Annotated in this window: 13 protein-coding genes; 11 read left to right on the forward strand and 2 right to left on the reverse strand. The window is 60.2% G+C overall.

All coding sequences use genetic code 11. The features are described 5' to 3' along the window. Position 1 precedes the first annotated feature (1 nt). From repB to AC0JZ8_RS24050, 9 genes are all read left to right on the forward strand, one after another. Entirely contained in the window at positions 2-1,027 is a 1,026-nt protein-coding gene (gene repB / locus AC0JZ8_RS24010; protein ID WP_471893774.1) for a plasmid partitioning protein RepB, read from the forward strand. Between the two features lie 157 nt (positions 1,028-1,184). After that, positions 1,185-2,513 carry a plasmid replication protein RepC gene (gene repC / locus AC0JZ8_RS24015; protein WP_471893775.1) on the forward strand — a complete coding sequence of 443 codons (1,329 nt, stop codon included), beginning with the start codon at positions 1,185-1,187 and terminating at the stop codon, positions 2,511-2,513. Positions 2,514-2,845: 332 nt separating this feature from the next. Beyond that, complete coding sequence (locus AC0JZ8_RS24020) at positions 2,846-4,480, forward strand: ABC transporter substrate-binding protein (RefSeq protein ID WP_113110141.1); 1,635 nt, start codon at positions 2,846-2,848, stop codon at positions 4,478-4,480. Between the two features lie 72 nt (positions 4,481-4,552). Then, positions 4,553-5,566 carry an ABC transporter ATP-binding protein gene (locus tag AC0JZ8_RS24025; protein WP_471893776.1) on the forward strand — a complete coding sequence of 338 codons (1,014 nt, stop codon included), beginning with the start codon at positions 4,553-4,555 and terminating at the stop codon, positions 5,564-5,566. Next, a complete protein-coding gene (locus AC0JZ8_RS24030; RefSeq protein WP_471893777.1) occupies positions 5,563-6,561 on the forward strand; it encodes an ABC transporter ATP-binding protein in 999 nt (332 codons plus the stop codon). Before AC0JZ8_RS24025 ends, AC0JZ8_RS24030 begins: the two co-directional genes overlap by 4 nt. An 11-nt stretch (positions 6,562-6,572) precedes the next feature. Next, the gene (locus AC0JZ8_RS24035) at positions 6,573-7,499 is read left to right on the forward strand and encodes an ABC transporter permease (protein WP_062458560.1); all 927 of its coding nucleotides are present in this window, start codon (positions 6,573-6,575) and stop codon (positions 7,497-7,499) included. A gap of 14 nt (positions 7,500-7,513) precedes the next feature. Continuing rightward, positions 7,514-8,395 carry an ABC transporter permease gene (locus AC0JZ8_RS24040; RefSeq protein ID WP_471893778.1) on the forward strand — a complete coding sequence of 294 codons (882 nt, stop codon included), beginning with the start codon at positions 7,514-7,516 and terminating at the stop codon, positions 8,393-8,395. Positions 8,396-8,415: 20 nt separating this feature from the next. Next, a complete protein-coding gene (locus tag AC0JZ8_RS24045) occupies positions 8,416-9,174 on the forward strand; it encodes a glycerophosphodiester phosphodiesterase family protein (RefSeq protein WP_471893779.1) in 759 nt (252 codons plus the stop codon). A 14-nt stretch (positions 9,175-9,188) separates the two neighbouring features. Beyond that, positions 9,189-10,103, forward strand: a complete 915-nt coding sequence (locus tag AC0JZ8_RS24050) for a TIM barrel protein (RefSeq protein ID WP_471893780.1) — start codon at positions 9,189-9,191, stop codon at positions 10,101-10,103. A 57-nt stretch (positions 10,104-10,160) separates the two neighbouring features. Here the strand turns inward: AC0JZ8_RS24050 and AC0JZ8_RS24055 are convergent, their stop codons facing one another. Both AC0JZ8_RS24055 and AC0JZ8_RS24060 read right to left on the reverse strand, forming a co-directional pair. Next, a complete protein-coding gene (locus AC0JZ8_RS24055) occupies positions 10,161-10,880 on the reverse strand; it encodes a FadR/GntR family transcriptional regulator (RefSeq protein WP_113165028.1) in 720 nt (239 codons plus the stop codon). 26 nt (positions 10,881-10,906) lie between these two features. Continuing rightward, complete coding sequence (locus AC0JZ8_RS24060; RefSeq protein ID WP_471893781.1) at positions 10,907-12,343, reverse strand: FAD-binding oxidoreductase; 1,437 nt, start codon at positions 12,341-12,343, stop codon at positions 10,907-10,909. A 173-nt stretch (positions 12,344-12,516) separates the two neighbouring features. Here AC0JZ8_RS24060 and denD point away from each other — a divergent pair, with 173 nt between their 5' ends. Both denD and AC0JZ8_RS24070 read left to right on the forward strand, forming a co-directional pair. Next, positions 12,517-13,500, forward strand: coding sequence for a D-erythronate dehydrogenase (gene denD / locus AC0JZ8_RS24065; protein ID WP_471893782.1), 984 nt, complete (start codon positions 12,517-12,519; stop codon positions 13,498-13,500). Further along, the gene (locus AC0JZ8_RS24070; RefSeq protein ID WP_471893783.1) at positions 13,497-14,381 is read left to right on the forward strand and encodes an NAD(P)-dependent oxidoreductase; all 885 of its coding nucleotides are present in this window, start codon (positions 13,497-13,499) and stop codon (positions 14,379-14,381) included. The genes denD and AC0JZ8_RS24070 overlap by 4 nt, the downstream gene beginning before the upstream one ends. Positions 14,382-14,404 lie beyond the last annotated feature (23 nt).

The raw sequence follows: 14,404 nt of genomic DNA on the forward strand, positions 1-14,404 counted from the left end.
GATGGCACGTAAAAACCTGATCGGCATCTTCGAACCTTCGGCGCCGGACAACAGTTCAGCACCAGCGCCGACACCGGCCGCACCCCCGGCTGCTCAATCGTCACGCCCTTTGGCCGGGATGGCACCGGCCGTCCGCAGCGGTGTCCCCGTTGGTGGCATCACGAGAACGCTTGGCAGCATCACGCAGAAGATGGAACGGGCGCAGGATCTCGAGCGGCAGCTTTCGGAAGGGCTTTCCGTCGTCGAACTGGATCCATCGCTGATCGACAGTTCCTTTGTTTCCGACCGTATGCTGATCGATGGCGAAGCGCTGTCCCAGCTGGTCGAGCAGGTTCGCGAGCATGGACAGCAGGTGCCGATCCTCGTGCGGCCTCATCCCGACCAGTCGGGCCGGTTCCAGGTCGCCTACGGTCACCGCCGACTTGCAGCCGTCAGACAGCTGGGCCTCAAGGTCAAGGCGGTTGTCCGCGTTCTGACCGATGACCAGCTGGTCGTCAGCCAGGGCCAGGAAAACAACGCCCGCACGAACCTCTCGCATATCGAACGCGCCTTGTTCGCCACCCGTCTCGAGGATCGTTCGTTCACGCGCGATATCATCATGGCAGCGCTTGGCGTCGACAAGGCAGCCTTGTCAAAAATGATCAGCCTGGTCCGGGCGATTCCGATGGAAATCATCGATGCGGTCGGTCCGGCACCTGAGGTTGGCCGCAGGCGGTGGACGGAGCTGTCGGAAAAGCTCAATGCCGGAAACATTCCAAGGCTGCTCTCGTCGCTTCAGAAGGGCAGGGCAGAGGGTAAGACAAGCGACGAGCGTTTCCAGCTCGCCTTTACACAGTTGTCCGCGAAACCTGAGGATAGTGGCAAGCCGGCTCAAGCACAGCTGAGGGGTCTGCCCGTTGTCATACGCAAATCGGGAAACCGGTCGACATTCGTGTTCGATGCGAAAAGCGCGCCGGGTTTTGACGACTTCGTCAGCGAACGGCTCACAGAGCTTTTCGCAGAATTTAAACGCAACAAGGGAGTTTGATCAGCAAAAGAAAAAGGCCCCCGAACGACCAAGGTCGTGGAAGCCTCTCTCCGATTTCTAGCAAGATCGAGAATCGCACTTCCATGAATCACAGTCAAGAGTCTTTGGCACCGTTTCGGTGAGCGGCTTTCTTTTGCCTGAAAAAAGGTGAGAGAAAATGGAGAGTGGAACTGTAACGACGCCCTTTGGGCGGCGGGCGATGTCGTATGGACTGTTGGCAAACCAACAAAAAGCCAGCGAAATTGCATCCGGAATCAAGCGATCGAAGTGGAAACTGTTTCGATCAATCTGCGAATCACGGTCGTCCCTCGGGATCAGTGACCGGGCACTGACTGTGCTCGACGCGCTCCTGACCTTCTATCCGGGCGATGAACTTTGCGAAGATGGCAATCTCATCGTCTTCCCGTCCAATGCCCAGTTGTCGCTTCGAGCGCGTGGAATGGCACCGGCAACACTTCGGCGCCATCTCTCGGTGCTGGTGGAAACCGGACTAATCCTGCGCAAGGACAGCCCGAACGGCAAACGCTATGCACGCCGCAGTTCAGGTGGCAAACTCGATGATGCCTTCGGCTTCAGTCTCGCACCACTTCTGGCACGCGCACGAGAGATCGAAACGATGGCAGCGGAGATCGCTCTTAGCCATGAACAACTCAAGGCTGCAAAAGAGAGAATTTCTCTTTGCCGAAGAGATCTCGCAAAGCTGATTACTTTTGCCGTGGATGAAAAGATTTCCGGTGACTGGGAGCAGGCACAGACAAATCTTCAATGCGTCCTACAGGCAATTCCGCGCGTCCTCACTCTCGATATCGCAGAGCCGCTCCTCACAAAACTCTCGGTACTGCGTGAAGACGTCGTCAACCAATTGAAATTAAATATGAAATCACCAGAGATGAGCGCCAATGAATCTCAAAGTGAGCGCCACATACAGGATTCAAAAACAAATATCATTCCTGAATCTGAACCAGTGTCGAAAGGGCTTTCAACCGAACAAGCACCGGAACACACTTTGGCGAACGGCACAGCAATCGAAGAGATTGACGATCAACGCGATACTCGACAAAAGCGCCCTTGTTTGAGCTCGATCACCACACACAAAGCTCTACCACTCCCATTCGTCCTGCAAGCCTGCACCCAGATCAACGATTATGGGCCAAGAGGTGGGATCGCGTCCTGGAGGGATCTGATTACGGCAGCCTATGTTGTTCGTTCCACTCTCGACATCACGCCAGCTGTCTATGAACGCGCAGCAATCGTGATGGGGCCTGAGAACGCCGCAACAGTGCTTGCCTGCATGCTCGAACGCGCTGAGCATATCACGTCTGCTGGAGGCTATCTGAGAGACCTGACACGCCGGGCAGAGAAGGGTGAATTCGCGACCGCGCCGATGCTGATGGCTCTGATGAGAGGCAGTCGATCGAAGCCTGAAACATACCCAGGCACGACCTCACCCCAACAAGGCCCGACCAAAACCGCTTGGGTTTGCTGATGATGACATCGGGGAATTTTCGCTCGATCCCCGTCGACAAAGAGGTCCGCGGAACCATCGTTCGGAGTTTGTGAAACAAAGAGAAACCTCTCCTTCCTGAAGGCCAGCGCGTCTGGAGATCGCGTCAACGAGCGGAAATCGAACACACAGACAAACGTCACATCCGCGTAACATTGGTCCCCTAGAGCTACGCCAAGTCAGCGGCGCGGTTGAGGTCCTCCCGAAACACGCGGCCAGCCGGCTCAAATTTGTTTGTCGATTTCGAGTGGCATCTGACGCGGAAACCATTGTGTTTTCCGTGAACGCATTCACTCGCCCACAGGAGAGATCCAATGCTTTCTATCAACCGTCGCCACGCCTTGGGGCTGATGTCAGCCGCAGCAGGCACCATTGTCCTTCCACGCATGTCCTTTAGCCAGTCGACACGACCATCGGTGACGATTGCCGTTCAGAAGATCACCAACAACAACACGTTGGACGTATGGAACGAACAGTCGAACGTTGGCGAACGCGTGTTCTTCCCCAACCTCTGGGAAGGCTTGATCGGCCGCGACTGGATGGGCAATCAGGGGCCTGTTGCTAGCCTCGCGACCGAATGGAAGCGCATCGACGACAAGACGCTCGAACTGAAGCTGCGTCAGGGCGTGAAATTCCACAACGGCGACGAACTGACCGCTGAAGATGTTGCGTTCTCCTTCTCCAAGGAACGCCTGTTTGGTAATACCGAGCCGAAGGGCGGCAAGACCGTCTTTGAAGCCGACAACAAGCCGACCACGGTCAAGGAACTGCCGGCGATCGTTCCCGGTGTCGCTCGTCGCCTCTGGCCGGCACTGGCCGGTGTCGAAGTCGTCGACAAGCACACCGTGCGTTTCCACAATGCAACGCCTGACATCACGCTCGAAGGCCGCCTTTATTCCTTCGGCAGCCAGATCACCAACCGCCGCGCCTGGGACGAAGCCAAGAGCTATACGGATTGGGCCCGCAAGCCGGTCACGACCGGTCCTTACATGGTCTCCGAATTCAAGCCAGACGTGTCGCTGACGCTCGTCGCTTTCGACGAATACTGGGGTGGCCGTCCGCCGCTGCAGCAGATCCGCTTCGTCGAGGTTCCGGAAGTCGCTTCCCGCGTCAACGGCCTGCTCTCCGGTGAATACGACTTCGCCTGCGACCTGCCGCCGGATCAGATCTCCGCGATCAAGGCCGCTCCGGGCCTCGAAGTGCAGAGCTCGACCATCTGGAACCACCGCATTTCCACGTTCAACACGCAGAACCCGGTTCTTGCCAACCCGCTGGTCCGTCGCGCGATGACGCATTCGATCGACCGTCAGGCGATCGTGGAAGCACTGTGGGCTGGCCAGACAGTCGTTCCGGCCGGACTTCAGTTCGACTCCTTCAAGACATCCAACATGTATGTCGAAGGCTGGGCTGCTCCGGAATTCAACCCGGAGCTTGCTCGCAAGCTTCTCAAGGAAGCCAACTACAAGGGCGACGCCATCCCGTATCGCCTTCTCAACAACTACTACACCAACCAGACTGCGAACGCGCAGATCATGGTCGAGATGTGGAAGCAGGTCGGCCTCAACGTCGAAATCCAGATGAAGGAAAACTGGGCGCAGATCCACGATCCGGCTGGCGTCAAGGGTGTGCGCGACTGGTCCGCTTCCAACTCGATCAACGATCCGATCACGCCACTCGTCGTCCAGTTCGGACCAAACGGCGAAGCGCAGCAGAAGAAGGACTGGACGAACGAGGAGGTCAACAAGCTTTCCGTCATCATGGAAACCTCGACCGACCGCGCCCAGCGCCACAAGGCTTTTGCCCGCATGCTGGAAATCTGCGAGCGCGAAGACCCGGCCTATCAGGTCCTGCACCAGAACGCCGTCTTTACCGGCATGAAGAAGTCTCTGAAGTGGAAGGCAGCACCTGCCTTCGCCATGGACTTCCGTACAGCCAACTGGAACGCCTGATCGTTCTGATGTCTCACGCCGGCCGCGAAAATCGCGGCCGGCGCATCTGCTTATAAAATGGAGGTGCGTTCCATGGTGAAAAACCTTGTGGAACTGCGCGGCCTGAAGGTCGCTTTCGACGGCGTTCAGGTACTGCATGGTATCGATCTCGATATCGCCCGCGGAGAGGCGATCGGCCTTGTGGGTGAATCCGGATGCGGCAAGTCCGTCACCTGGCTCGCGGCACTCGGGCTTTTGCCCGGAAAAGCAACGGTCAGTGGATCAGTCCGCGTCGACGGACAGGAAATCCTCGCACAGCCACGATACGTGCTCGAAGGCGTACGCGGCAAGCGGATCGCAATGATCTTCCAGGATCCGTCCAGCTCGCTCAATCCGGTTCTGCGCGTCGGTCGTCAGATGACCGAAGCACTGGCGATCCATCGCGGCCTTAACGGGGAGGCGGCAAAAGCCGAAGCGCTGCGGCTGCTCGACATGGTCGGCATTCCGGATGCACGCCGGCGCATCGATCTCTTTCCCCACGAATTCTCTGGCGGCCAGTGTCAGCGCGTGATGATCGCCATGGCACTTGCCGGCGAGCCGGATCTTTTGGTGGCGGACGAGCCGACAACAGCTCTCGATGCCACGATCCAGGCTCAGATCCTTGATCTCCTCATCGCACTGCGCGCCGAAACCGGCATGGCGACGATCTTCATCAGCCATGATCTGGGCGCCGTCTCGCAGGTCTGCGAGCGCGCCTGCGTCATGTATGCGGGCCGTATCGTGGAGCAGGGGACAATCCAGGCCCTGTTCGACAACCCGCGCCATCCCTATACGCGCGGTCTCTTCGATGCCATTCCACGTCTGGATGGTCCGCGCGAACGATTGATCCCTATTCCGGGGACCGTTCCCAATCCACGCGACCTGCCGGAAGGCTGCGCCTTCTCGCCGCGCTGTTCGCATGCCGCAATCGACTGTCGAACCCGCATGCCGGCTCTTTCGGCAACGGACGATGGGCGGCTTCTATCCTGTCACCATCCCGTGGGTAACCATCAACCGATCGGCATCACGCATCCGGTCGAGGCTCGCGTTCTGGAGCCGCTGTCATGAACGAGCACTTCAAAACCCCTCTGATCGAAGCGAAAGGTCTGGTCCGAACCTACGAGGTTCGCCAGGGCATGTTCGGACGGTCGACACCGGTCCGCGCCGTCGATGGCATTGATCTGAAAGTCATGCCGGGAGAGACGCTCGGCATCGTCGGTGAATCCGGATCCGGCAAGTCGACGCTCGGCCGCATGCTGCTCGGCATCGATCCGCCGCAGGAAGGGCAGGCTCTCTTCGAAGGCAAACCGATGCCGAAGCTCGCAACGCCGGAATGGCGTGCATTGCGCGCAAAAATGCAGTTCGTCTATCAGGATCCGCTGGCAGCGCTCGACCGCCGTCTGACGATTTCCGAGCAGATCGGCGAGCCGCTCGCCATCCACAATCTCGTGCCGAAGCCCCATCGAGAAACGCGCGTCGCCGAGTTGATGTCGGCTGTGGGTCTGAGACCCGATCAGGCGGGTCGCTATCCGCATGAGCTTTCCGGCGGTCAGCGTCAGCGCGCCGTCATTGCGAGGGCACTTGCGTCGCGGCCGAAGCTTCTGGTTTGCGACGAACCAGTTTCGGCGCTCGACGTGTCGATCCAGGCGCAAGTGGTCAACATGCTGCGCGACCTGCAGGAGAAAAACCACATCGCCATGGTGTTCATCAGCCATGACCTGAAAGTGGTCCGCAATATCGCCGACCGCGTCGCCGTCATGTATCTCGGTCGCATCGTTGAAGAGGCGTCCTCGGACGTCATCTTCAAGACGCCGCTCCATCCCTATACCAAGGCGCTGGTGTCCAGTGTGCCGGTGCCGGGCAAGCTGCTTCAGGGCCGCGTCATCCTGCAGGGGGAGCCGCCGAACCCTGCCAACCGCCCATCCGGCTGTGCCTTCCATCCCCGCTGCCCGATGGCCGCCGATATCTGCCGTACCAGCGTGCCGCAGCTTCTGTCGGTTGCCGACGGCCGAACCGCGGCCTGTCACATGGTGACCCGCGCCGAGGCGTCGGTCGCGGCCTAAAGGAATTCCCGATGTTTCGTTTCGCTTCCATCCGCCTTCTTCGCGCGCTCATCACCATCCTTGCCGTCATCACCTTTGCCTTCGTCGTGTTGCGGCTGTCGGGTGATCCGGCCCAGGTCATGCTTGGTCCCGATGTTCCGCAAGAATCCGTCGATGCCTTCCGCAAGGCCTGGGGCCTCGATCAGCCGCTGTGGATCCAGTACCTCTCCTATATCCGGGCGATCTTCACCGGCGATTTCGGCGTCTCCATGCGTGACAAGGCCTCGGCCATGCAGCTGGTGATCGAGCGCATTCCGGCAACCCTTCAGCTGACGATCCCGGCGCTGTTCCTGAAGGTCGTGATCGGCATCCCGGCCGGCGTCTATGCGGCCCTGCATCGCCAGAGCGCGATCGATCGCGGCGTTATTCTGGCTGCCATTTTCGGCTTCACCATTCCGTCCTTCGTCATGGGCCTGCTTCTGGTGCTGATCTTTTCGATCACGCTCGGGCTGCTTCCATCCGGTGGGCAGGACACGTGGCAGCACGGCATCCTGCCGACGCTGACGATGAGCATCGGCGGTATCGGCATTCTCGCGCGCTTTTCGAGAAGTGCGATGATCGAGGTGATGGGCCAGCCCTATATCCGCACGGCTTCTGCCAAGGGGATGAAGTGGCAGGATGTCGTCTGGAAGCATGCGCTGCCGAATGCCGCTGTTCCGATCGTCACCATCGTCGGGTTCATGGTCGGCACGCTGATCGCCGGCGCCGTGGTGGTGGAATCGATCTTCTCCTGGCCCGGCATCGGACGCCTGCTCGTCGTCTCTGTCAGCAACCGGGATCTCGCTGTCGTCCAGTGCATCCTGCTCCTGGTCGCCGCCACCATGGTCGTGTCGAACCTCATCGTCGACCTGCTCTACGGCTTTCTCGATCCACGGCTTCGCGCCCAGAGCGCTCACTAGAGAGGAGGCCGGTCATGACTGTTACCGATATCGCCCGACCACAATCGCCCAACCTGTCTCTCTTTACCCGCTTCATCAAGCAGGTCCGCAAGGTTCCGTTCTCCGTTACCTTCGGCATCGTCTGGTTGATCGGAATGGTGCTGGTTGCCGTGTTCGCAGACGTGATCCGCCCTTATGGCATCACCGCCATGGATCTGCGCGCCCGTCTGTCGCTGCCCGGCAATCCCGCGCATCTGCTGGGCACTGACGAACTCGGCCGCGATGTCCTGTCGCGCCTGCTGCAGTCGATCCGCGTATCGCTGGCAATCGCCTTTGGTGCAACGATCATCTCCGCCGTGTTCGGCACCGTGCTTGGCTTTGCCGCAGCAAAGTTTCGGGGCGCGGTCGAGCATCTTGTCCTCGTGCTCGCCGATTTCCAGGCTGCCCTGCCGTTCCTGATCATGTCGCTCGCCGTCCTCGCCTTCTTCGGTTCGTCGATGCCGCTTTTGATTGGTTTGATGGGGTTTTATGGCTGGGAGCGCTATGCCCGCATCGCCCGCGGTCTCGCGATCTCGGCCAGTGCGCAAGGCTATGCGTCTGCCGTTGTGCAGCTCGGCGCCACGCCTGGCCGCGTCTATCTTCACCACATCCTGCCGAACGTTGCCTCGACCCTGATCGTCTCGATGACGCTGACCTTTCCGGAAATCATCCTGATGGAAAGCGGGCTCTCGTTTTTGGGCCTCGGTGTGCAGCCGCCGGAAACCAGCCTTGGCAACATGGTGGGCTTCGGCCGCGAATACCTGACACGGGCGCCGTGGATCATGCTGGCGCCGGCCTTCGTCATCATGGTGACGACGCTTTCCATCTCGCTCGTTGGTGACTGGCTGCGCGACAAGCTCGATCCGACCCTTCGCTGATCACACTTCAGGAGACGACAATGACGAAGATCACCGGCCACCGGGGAGCCCGCAATCTCTGGCCTGAAAACTCCATGACCGGCTTTCGCAACGTGCTGGATCTGGGTGTGGATGCGATCGAATTCGACGTGCACCTGACCGATGCCTGCGAACTGGTCGTCATCCACGACGCGACGCTCGATCGCACGACCGACAGGACAGGACCGGTCCGCTCGCTGACGCCGGAGATTCGTGGCGAAACGCATCTCGACGGTTCTGATGACACCGTGCCGACGCTGGCCGACGTCCTCGCCGTCCTGGCGAGATCTGAAGGCAAGCAGCTGCATGTCGAAATCAAGTCCGACGAATCCAAGCAGCCCTATTCGGGCATTGCGGAAAAAGTCGTCGCGGAAATCGAGCGGTTCGGTCTGGCCGAGCGCTGCCATCTGACCTCCTTCGACCTCTCCGTTCTCGAGGAATGCCAGCGCATTGCTCCTGACATTGCGCGCCTCGTGTCTGTCAATGCGGAATGGGCCGACAAACAAGGCGGCCTCGAACGCTTTCTCGAGAAGGTCGTCGATCTTGGCGATATCATCGCTGTCCATCACGAGCTGATGGATGCCGAATGGGCGCTCATCACCGGCAGGCTTCCGCTCGAGCGCCTTTGCGTCTGGACCCTGAACGACGAGGCGCTGATCCGGCGCTGGCTCGAACGGGGCATCGGTCACCTGACCTCCGACAGCCCGGACCTCGCACTCAAGCTGAGACGCGAAACCCAGTTCCAATCCGAACCTGCCTGAAAAGGAATACGACAATGAGCAACATCATCGGCACAGGCTTCAATGCCGGCTCCACCAATGGAGAGTTTGAAAGCCTAGAAAAGGAACTTCGCATCCTGAGCGAGATCGGCGTCGATACCGTCGAACTCGGCCTGACCAGCCTCGATCTCATCGCTGGCGGACGCATCATCGAAGAGCGCGCCGATCGGCTTGTGGCGCTGACAAAGCAGTTCGACTTCCGCTACACGGTTCATGGCCTCGTCTCCTCGAACTTCATGGAGCCGGAAACCTGCCGCTACCAGCTCGACGCCGCCAAGGCGCTTGCGCAGATCTGCGACCGCATCGGTGCCGGCATCCTGGTCCAGCACGGCGGCAACCTCCGCGCCGAACAGATCATGGAGCGCGCCGAAGCCGACGCCCGAGAACGCGAAGCGCTGTTCGAACTCGCCGAATTCTGCAAGCCTTACGGTGTTCGGGTCGCGTTTGAAAACATCTTCACCACGGAGTCCGGCCAGTATCGCCAGACACCGACACAGATCGCCGAAACGGTCAAGACGATCGGGCATCCGAACCTCGTGGCACTGATCGACTTCAGCCACGCCTATATCGAGTCGACCTATCGCGGCCTGAACTTCCGTGAGGAGCTGCGTGCCATGGCGTCTGTTGCCGGCCATCTGCATGTCCATGACAGCTTCGGCCGCCCGCAGGCTTTCTACAAGGGTTACCACGTGCAGGAAAACACTGCGCTCGGCATCGGCGATCTGCACATGCCGCTCGGCTGGGGCGACATCGACTGGGAAGACATCTTCTCGGAACTGACGTTCCTTCCCGGCACCGTGCTGATGATGGAAATCGGACGGCGCTACCATGCCGAACAGCCTGCAAGCCTGGAACGGGCAAAGGGCCTCATGGCTTTGAACGGACGCCTTTCGGCGATCGCTGCAGAATAACGTCGAAAGGGGCGGGGGAGAGAAACTACCCCCGCTCTGGCCCTTTGAGGTCCGCCCTTAGGGAACCGTGAGTTCCAGATTGAGACGGCCGGACGCGCCATCGAGATGATCGCGCATGGCGCTTCTGGCCCGGGACGCGTCGCGGGCCGCAATCGCGTCGCGGATTGCCACATGCTCGGCGATCGTCACTTCCACGATCTCTTCCAGCACGGCCTTCGCCCTCGCGGCGTTGATCGTGAGCTGGATACGCTCGGCGATGAAGCCGATGAACTGGATGAAATAATCGTTGCGGGTTGCAGCCGCGACGGCGCGGTGGAAGGCAAGATCGGCAGCGATGCCTTCCTCAGTCCATTTGGCGGCACCGGTCATCTGAGCCAGAACCTCGTCGAGACGCTTCAGATCATCAGGCGTATGGCTGACGGCCGCAAGCGCTGCCGCCTCGACTTCGAGCGCCAGACGCAGCTGAAACAGGTCTCGGAAATTCTCGGGATCGGACAGGTCGGCCGGCTCGACGCGGATCATCTGGCGACGATCCTTTTCCGTTGCAAAGGCACCGACGCCCTGGCGTGTCTCCACCAGTCCTTCATTGCGCAACTGTGCAATGGCTTCGCGCACCACCGACCGGCTGACACCGAATGTCTGGGCAAGCAGATGTTCGGTCGGCAGCTTTTCTCCGGACGCGATCCGTCCCTCCACGATCTCGCGTCCGATTTCCGCGGCGATCCGGGCCGGTAGATGCGCGTTGCGCCTGATCTGGTTGAAATCCGTCAAAGCCAAGGCCGCCTTCCTGTTACGGATGGTTTCTACGACTCTGCCGATAAATTCAACTGGCATCCCGGGTTCATCACGAGGTCGGGATCGATCGCCCGCTTGATCGCAGTCAGCAACTTGCGCTTTGTCTCGGGAAGCCTGACATCGAAATCCCTCTGCTTCAAGCGGCCAATGCCATGTTCGGCGCTGATGCTGCCGGAATACTGGTCCACCACCTCGTTGAGCACGGTCTTGGACCGATAGATCCGTTCAGCCTTGTCCGCTGCCGAAAGATCCGAAGGCGGCAGACAGTTGAGATGCACGTTGCCATCGCCCACATGGCCGTAGGATACGCAGATACAATCGGGAAGGGCGGCATGGATCGCCTGCTCGGCGTCATGAACGAAGGCCGGCAGTTGAGAGAGCGGAACGGAGACATCGCTTCGCATATGGGCGCCGCGCTTGGCCTGTCCCTCGTTCATGCCTTCGCGGATCAGCCAGAGGTTTTTCGCCTGCGCCTGAGAGGATGCCAGCGTCCCGTCGAGAACGAGACCACCCTCCATCACACCCTCCAGAAAGCGCTCCATCAGGTTCTGGATGTCGACGAGGCCAGATCCCGATATCTCCATCAGGACATAGGCCGGATAGTCGCCCGACATCGGCACGGGCAGGTCGGGGATCGCTTCTCTCGCGAGCGTCAGGGCAAGCGGCGGCATGAATTCGAAGGCCGACATCAGATCGCAGCAATCCCGACGTGCCCGCCGGTAAAGGGTAATGACGTCCTCGAGTGAGGCGAGGCCTAGAAGTGCTGTCGCGACTTGATCGGGGTAGGGAGTAAGCTTGACCGAAACGGCGGTAATGATGCCGAGCGTGCCCTCGGCACCGATGAACAGCTGCTTCAGATCGATGCCGCGGTTGTCCTTGCGAAGCGTCGAGAGCCCGTTGAGGATCGAACCGTCGGGCAGCACCACTTCAAGTCCCAGCACCAGCTCGCGGGTCATGCCGTAACGCAGCACATTGATGCCGCCGGCATTGGTCGAGACGTTGCCGCCAATTCGGCAGCTGCCCTGTGCGCCGAGTGCGAGCGGGAAGAACATCGCCCTGTCGGCGATCGCGTCCTTGAGTTCGGAGAGGATGCACCCGGCCTCCACCACGGCGGAAAAATCGTCAGCGTCGATATTGCGGATCGCATTCATCCGCTCAAGACTGATCACGACCTGGCGTACCGGATCATCAGGTATCCCGCCGAGCACAAGCCCGGTATTGCCGCCTTGCGGAACGATAGCGAGGTTCAGCGCGCGACAGGCTTTTACACAGGCGGCGACCTCCTGCGTCGAGCGCGGGCGTAGCACAGCAACGGCACTGCTGGAAACGTCGCCATGCCAGTCGCGGCAGTAGCGCGCAATCTCGGTCTCGTCGCGGATCACGATGTCGCTGCCCAACGAGGCGGTCAGCGAGATGGCCGGGCTATCCTCAAGATCCAATGCCATGATGTCTCTCCCTTGGGCTCATCCGTCCGCTCTTTGGAAAGGCGCGGCTTCTTGATAACCTCTTTTTCACCCGGTAAGGCTGGACAAACCATATAAGGTTATCAGACAACCGTACAAGAAAAATCATGCCGGGTTCGCAACGCTCTGCGAACTCTTCGGAAAAGGGAGGTTCCATGCATATCTTGATTATCGGCGCGGCCGGAATGGTCGGGCGCAAACTGACGACGCGGCTGCTTCGGGAGGGAGCGGTCGGTGGCGCCGCGATCGAAAAATTGACGCTGGTCGACGTGGTCAGTCCGGAAAAACCCGAAACCACCGTGGCGATCGACAGTTTCGCGGTGGATCTGTCGACGCCGGGCGTCGCCGAAACCCTGGTCGAAGGTCGTCCGGATCTGATCTATCATCTCGCAGCCATCGTCTCGGCCGAAGCCGAACTCGATTTCGACAAAGGTTACCGGATCAATCTCGACGGCACGCGCTATCTGTTCGATGCGATCCGCCTGGCCCACCAAGCTGACGGCTACAAGCCGCGCGTGGTCTTCACATCGTCCATCGCCGTGGTCGGCGCGCCCTTGCCGCTGTTGATCCCGGACGATTTCCACCTGACGCCGCTGACCAGCTATGGCACTCAGAAGGCGATGTCCGAGTTGCTTCTGGCAGACTATTCGCGCCGTGGTTTTTTCGATGGCATCGGCATTCGCCTGCCCACCGTCTGCATCCGGCCGGGCAAGCCGAACAAGGCCGCATCCGGCTTCTTTTCCAACATCCTGCGCGAACCGCTGATCGGCGAGGAGGCCGTTCTGCCGGTGCCGGACAGCACGCGCCATTGGCACACGTCGCCGCGCTCAGCCGTCGGGTATCTTGTCCATGCGGCGGATCTCGATCTGGCGAAACTCGGGGCACAGAGAAGCCTTTCGATGCCAGGCGTCAGCGCCACGGTCGGCGAGCAGATCGAAGCACTGCGGCGGATCGCGGGCGACAAGGCGGTCAATCTCATTCGGCGCGAGCCGAACGAGATGATCATGAAGATGGTCGCAGGCTGGGCTCCGGGTTTTGAGGCAAAACGCGCGATCGAACTGGGGTTCACGGCGGAGAAGAATTTCGACGAGATCATCCAGGTCCATATCGAGGATGAGCTTGGGGGGAAGCTGCCATGACTGTCGCAAACCCCTCGAAAAAGATTGCCTTCCTCGGAACAGGTCTGATGGGGGCGCCTATGGCGCGCCGGCTGCTTCAGGCGGGATATTCAATCGCCGTCTGGAACCGCAATCCGGATAAGGCCAAGGCGCTCGAGAGCGATGGGGCTACCGTCGCGGCATCACCGGCAGAGGCCGTCGATGGCGCCGATATCGTCATCACCATGCTGACGGATGGCAAGGCCGTTGGCGACGTCCTGTTCGGGAGCGGTTGTGCCGCACTTCTGGCTAAGGGCGGCAGGGTGATCGACATGAGTTCGATTGCGCCTGCCACCGCCAAGGAGCATTCAGCAAAGCTTGAGGAATTGGGCGTTGCCCATGTGGATGCGCCGGTGTCCGGTGGTGTCGTCGGTGCCGAGGCTGGCACGCTTGCGATCATGGCGGGCGGTGATGCGGATGTGGTCGCAAGCCTCCAAGACATGTTTTCGGCAATGGGTCGGGTAACCCATGTGGGCCCGAGCGGCGCGGGACAAATCTGCAAGCTCGCCAACCAGCAGATCGTTGCGGTCACGATCGGTGCGGTCGCCGAGGCCATGATCCTTGTCGAAGCCGGTGGCGCTTCCCGCGAAGCCTTCCGCAACGCAATCCGCGGCGGTTTCGCCGACAGTCGCATCCTCGAAATCCATGGTCGCCGTATGGTGGAGCGGGCGTTCGACCCCGGTGGCACGGCAAAGAACCAGTTGAAGGATCTCAACGCGGTCATGGACGTTGCCGACGCCCTCTCCCTCACGCTGCCGCTGACCAGCGGGGTGAGGGCGGAGTTCACGGATTTCGTCGAGGACGGCGGCGGGCCGCTCGATCACAGCGGATTGCTCCTTCATCTCGAAAAGCTGAACCCGTAGTTCTTTCGAAAGGCTTGACCCGG

It is taken from the genome of Velazquezella soli (genome assembly GCF_977018685.1).

Bases quoted from the DNA above. Each gene is read 5' to 3' on its own strand.
- repB (WP_471893774.1), top strand. From the start codon at position 2: ATGGCACGTAAAAACCTGATCGGCATCTTCGAACCTTCGGCGCCGGAC.
- repC (WP_471893775.1), top strand. From the start codon at position 1,185: ATGGAGAGTGGAACTGTAACGACGCCCTTTGGGCGGCGGGCGATGTCG.
- AC0JZ8_RS24020 (WP_113110141.1), top strand. From the start codon at position 2,846: ATGCTTTCTATCAACCGTCGCCACGCCTTGGGGCTGATGTCAGCCGCA.
- AC0JZ8_RS24025 (WP_471893776.1), top strand. From the start codon at position 4,553: ATGGTGAAAAACCTTGTGGAACTGCGCGGCCTGAAGGTCGCTTTCGAC.
- AC0JZ8_RS24030 (WP_471893777.1), top strand. From the start codon at position 5,563: ATGAACGAGCACTTCAAAACCCCTCTGATCGAAGCGAAAGGTCTGGTC.
- AC0JZ8_RS24035 (WP_062458560.1), top strand. From the start codon at position 6,573: ATGTTTCGTTTCGCTTCCATCCGCCTTCTTCGCGCGCTCATCACCATC.
- AC0JZ8_RS24040 (WP_471893778.1), top strand. From the start codon at position 7,514: ATGACTGTTACCGATATCGCCCGACCACAATCGCCCAACCTGTCTCTC.
- AC0JZ8_RS24045 (WP_471893779.1), top strand. From the start codon at position 8,416: ATGACGAAGATCACCGGCCACCGGGGAGCCCGCAATCTCTGGCCTGAA.
- AC0JZ8_RS24050 (WP_471893780.1), top strand. From the start codon at position 9,189: ATGAGCAACATCATCGGCACAGGCTTCAATGCCGGCTCCACCAATGGA.
- AC0JZ8_RS24060 (WP_471893781.1), bottom strand. From the start codon at position 12,343: ATGGCATTGGATCTTGAGGATAGCCCGGCCATCTCGCTGACCGCCTCG.
- denD (WP_471893782.1), top strand. From the start codon at position 12,517: ATGCATATCTTGATTATCGGCGCGGCCGGAATGGTCGGGCGCAAACTG.
- AC0JZ8_RS24070 (WP_471893783.1), top strand. From the start codon at position 13,497: ATGACTGTCGCAAACCCCTCGAAAAAGATTGCCTTCCTCGGAACAGGT.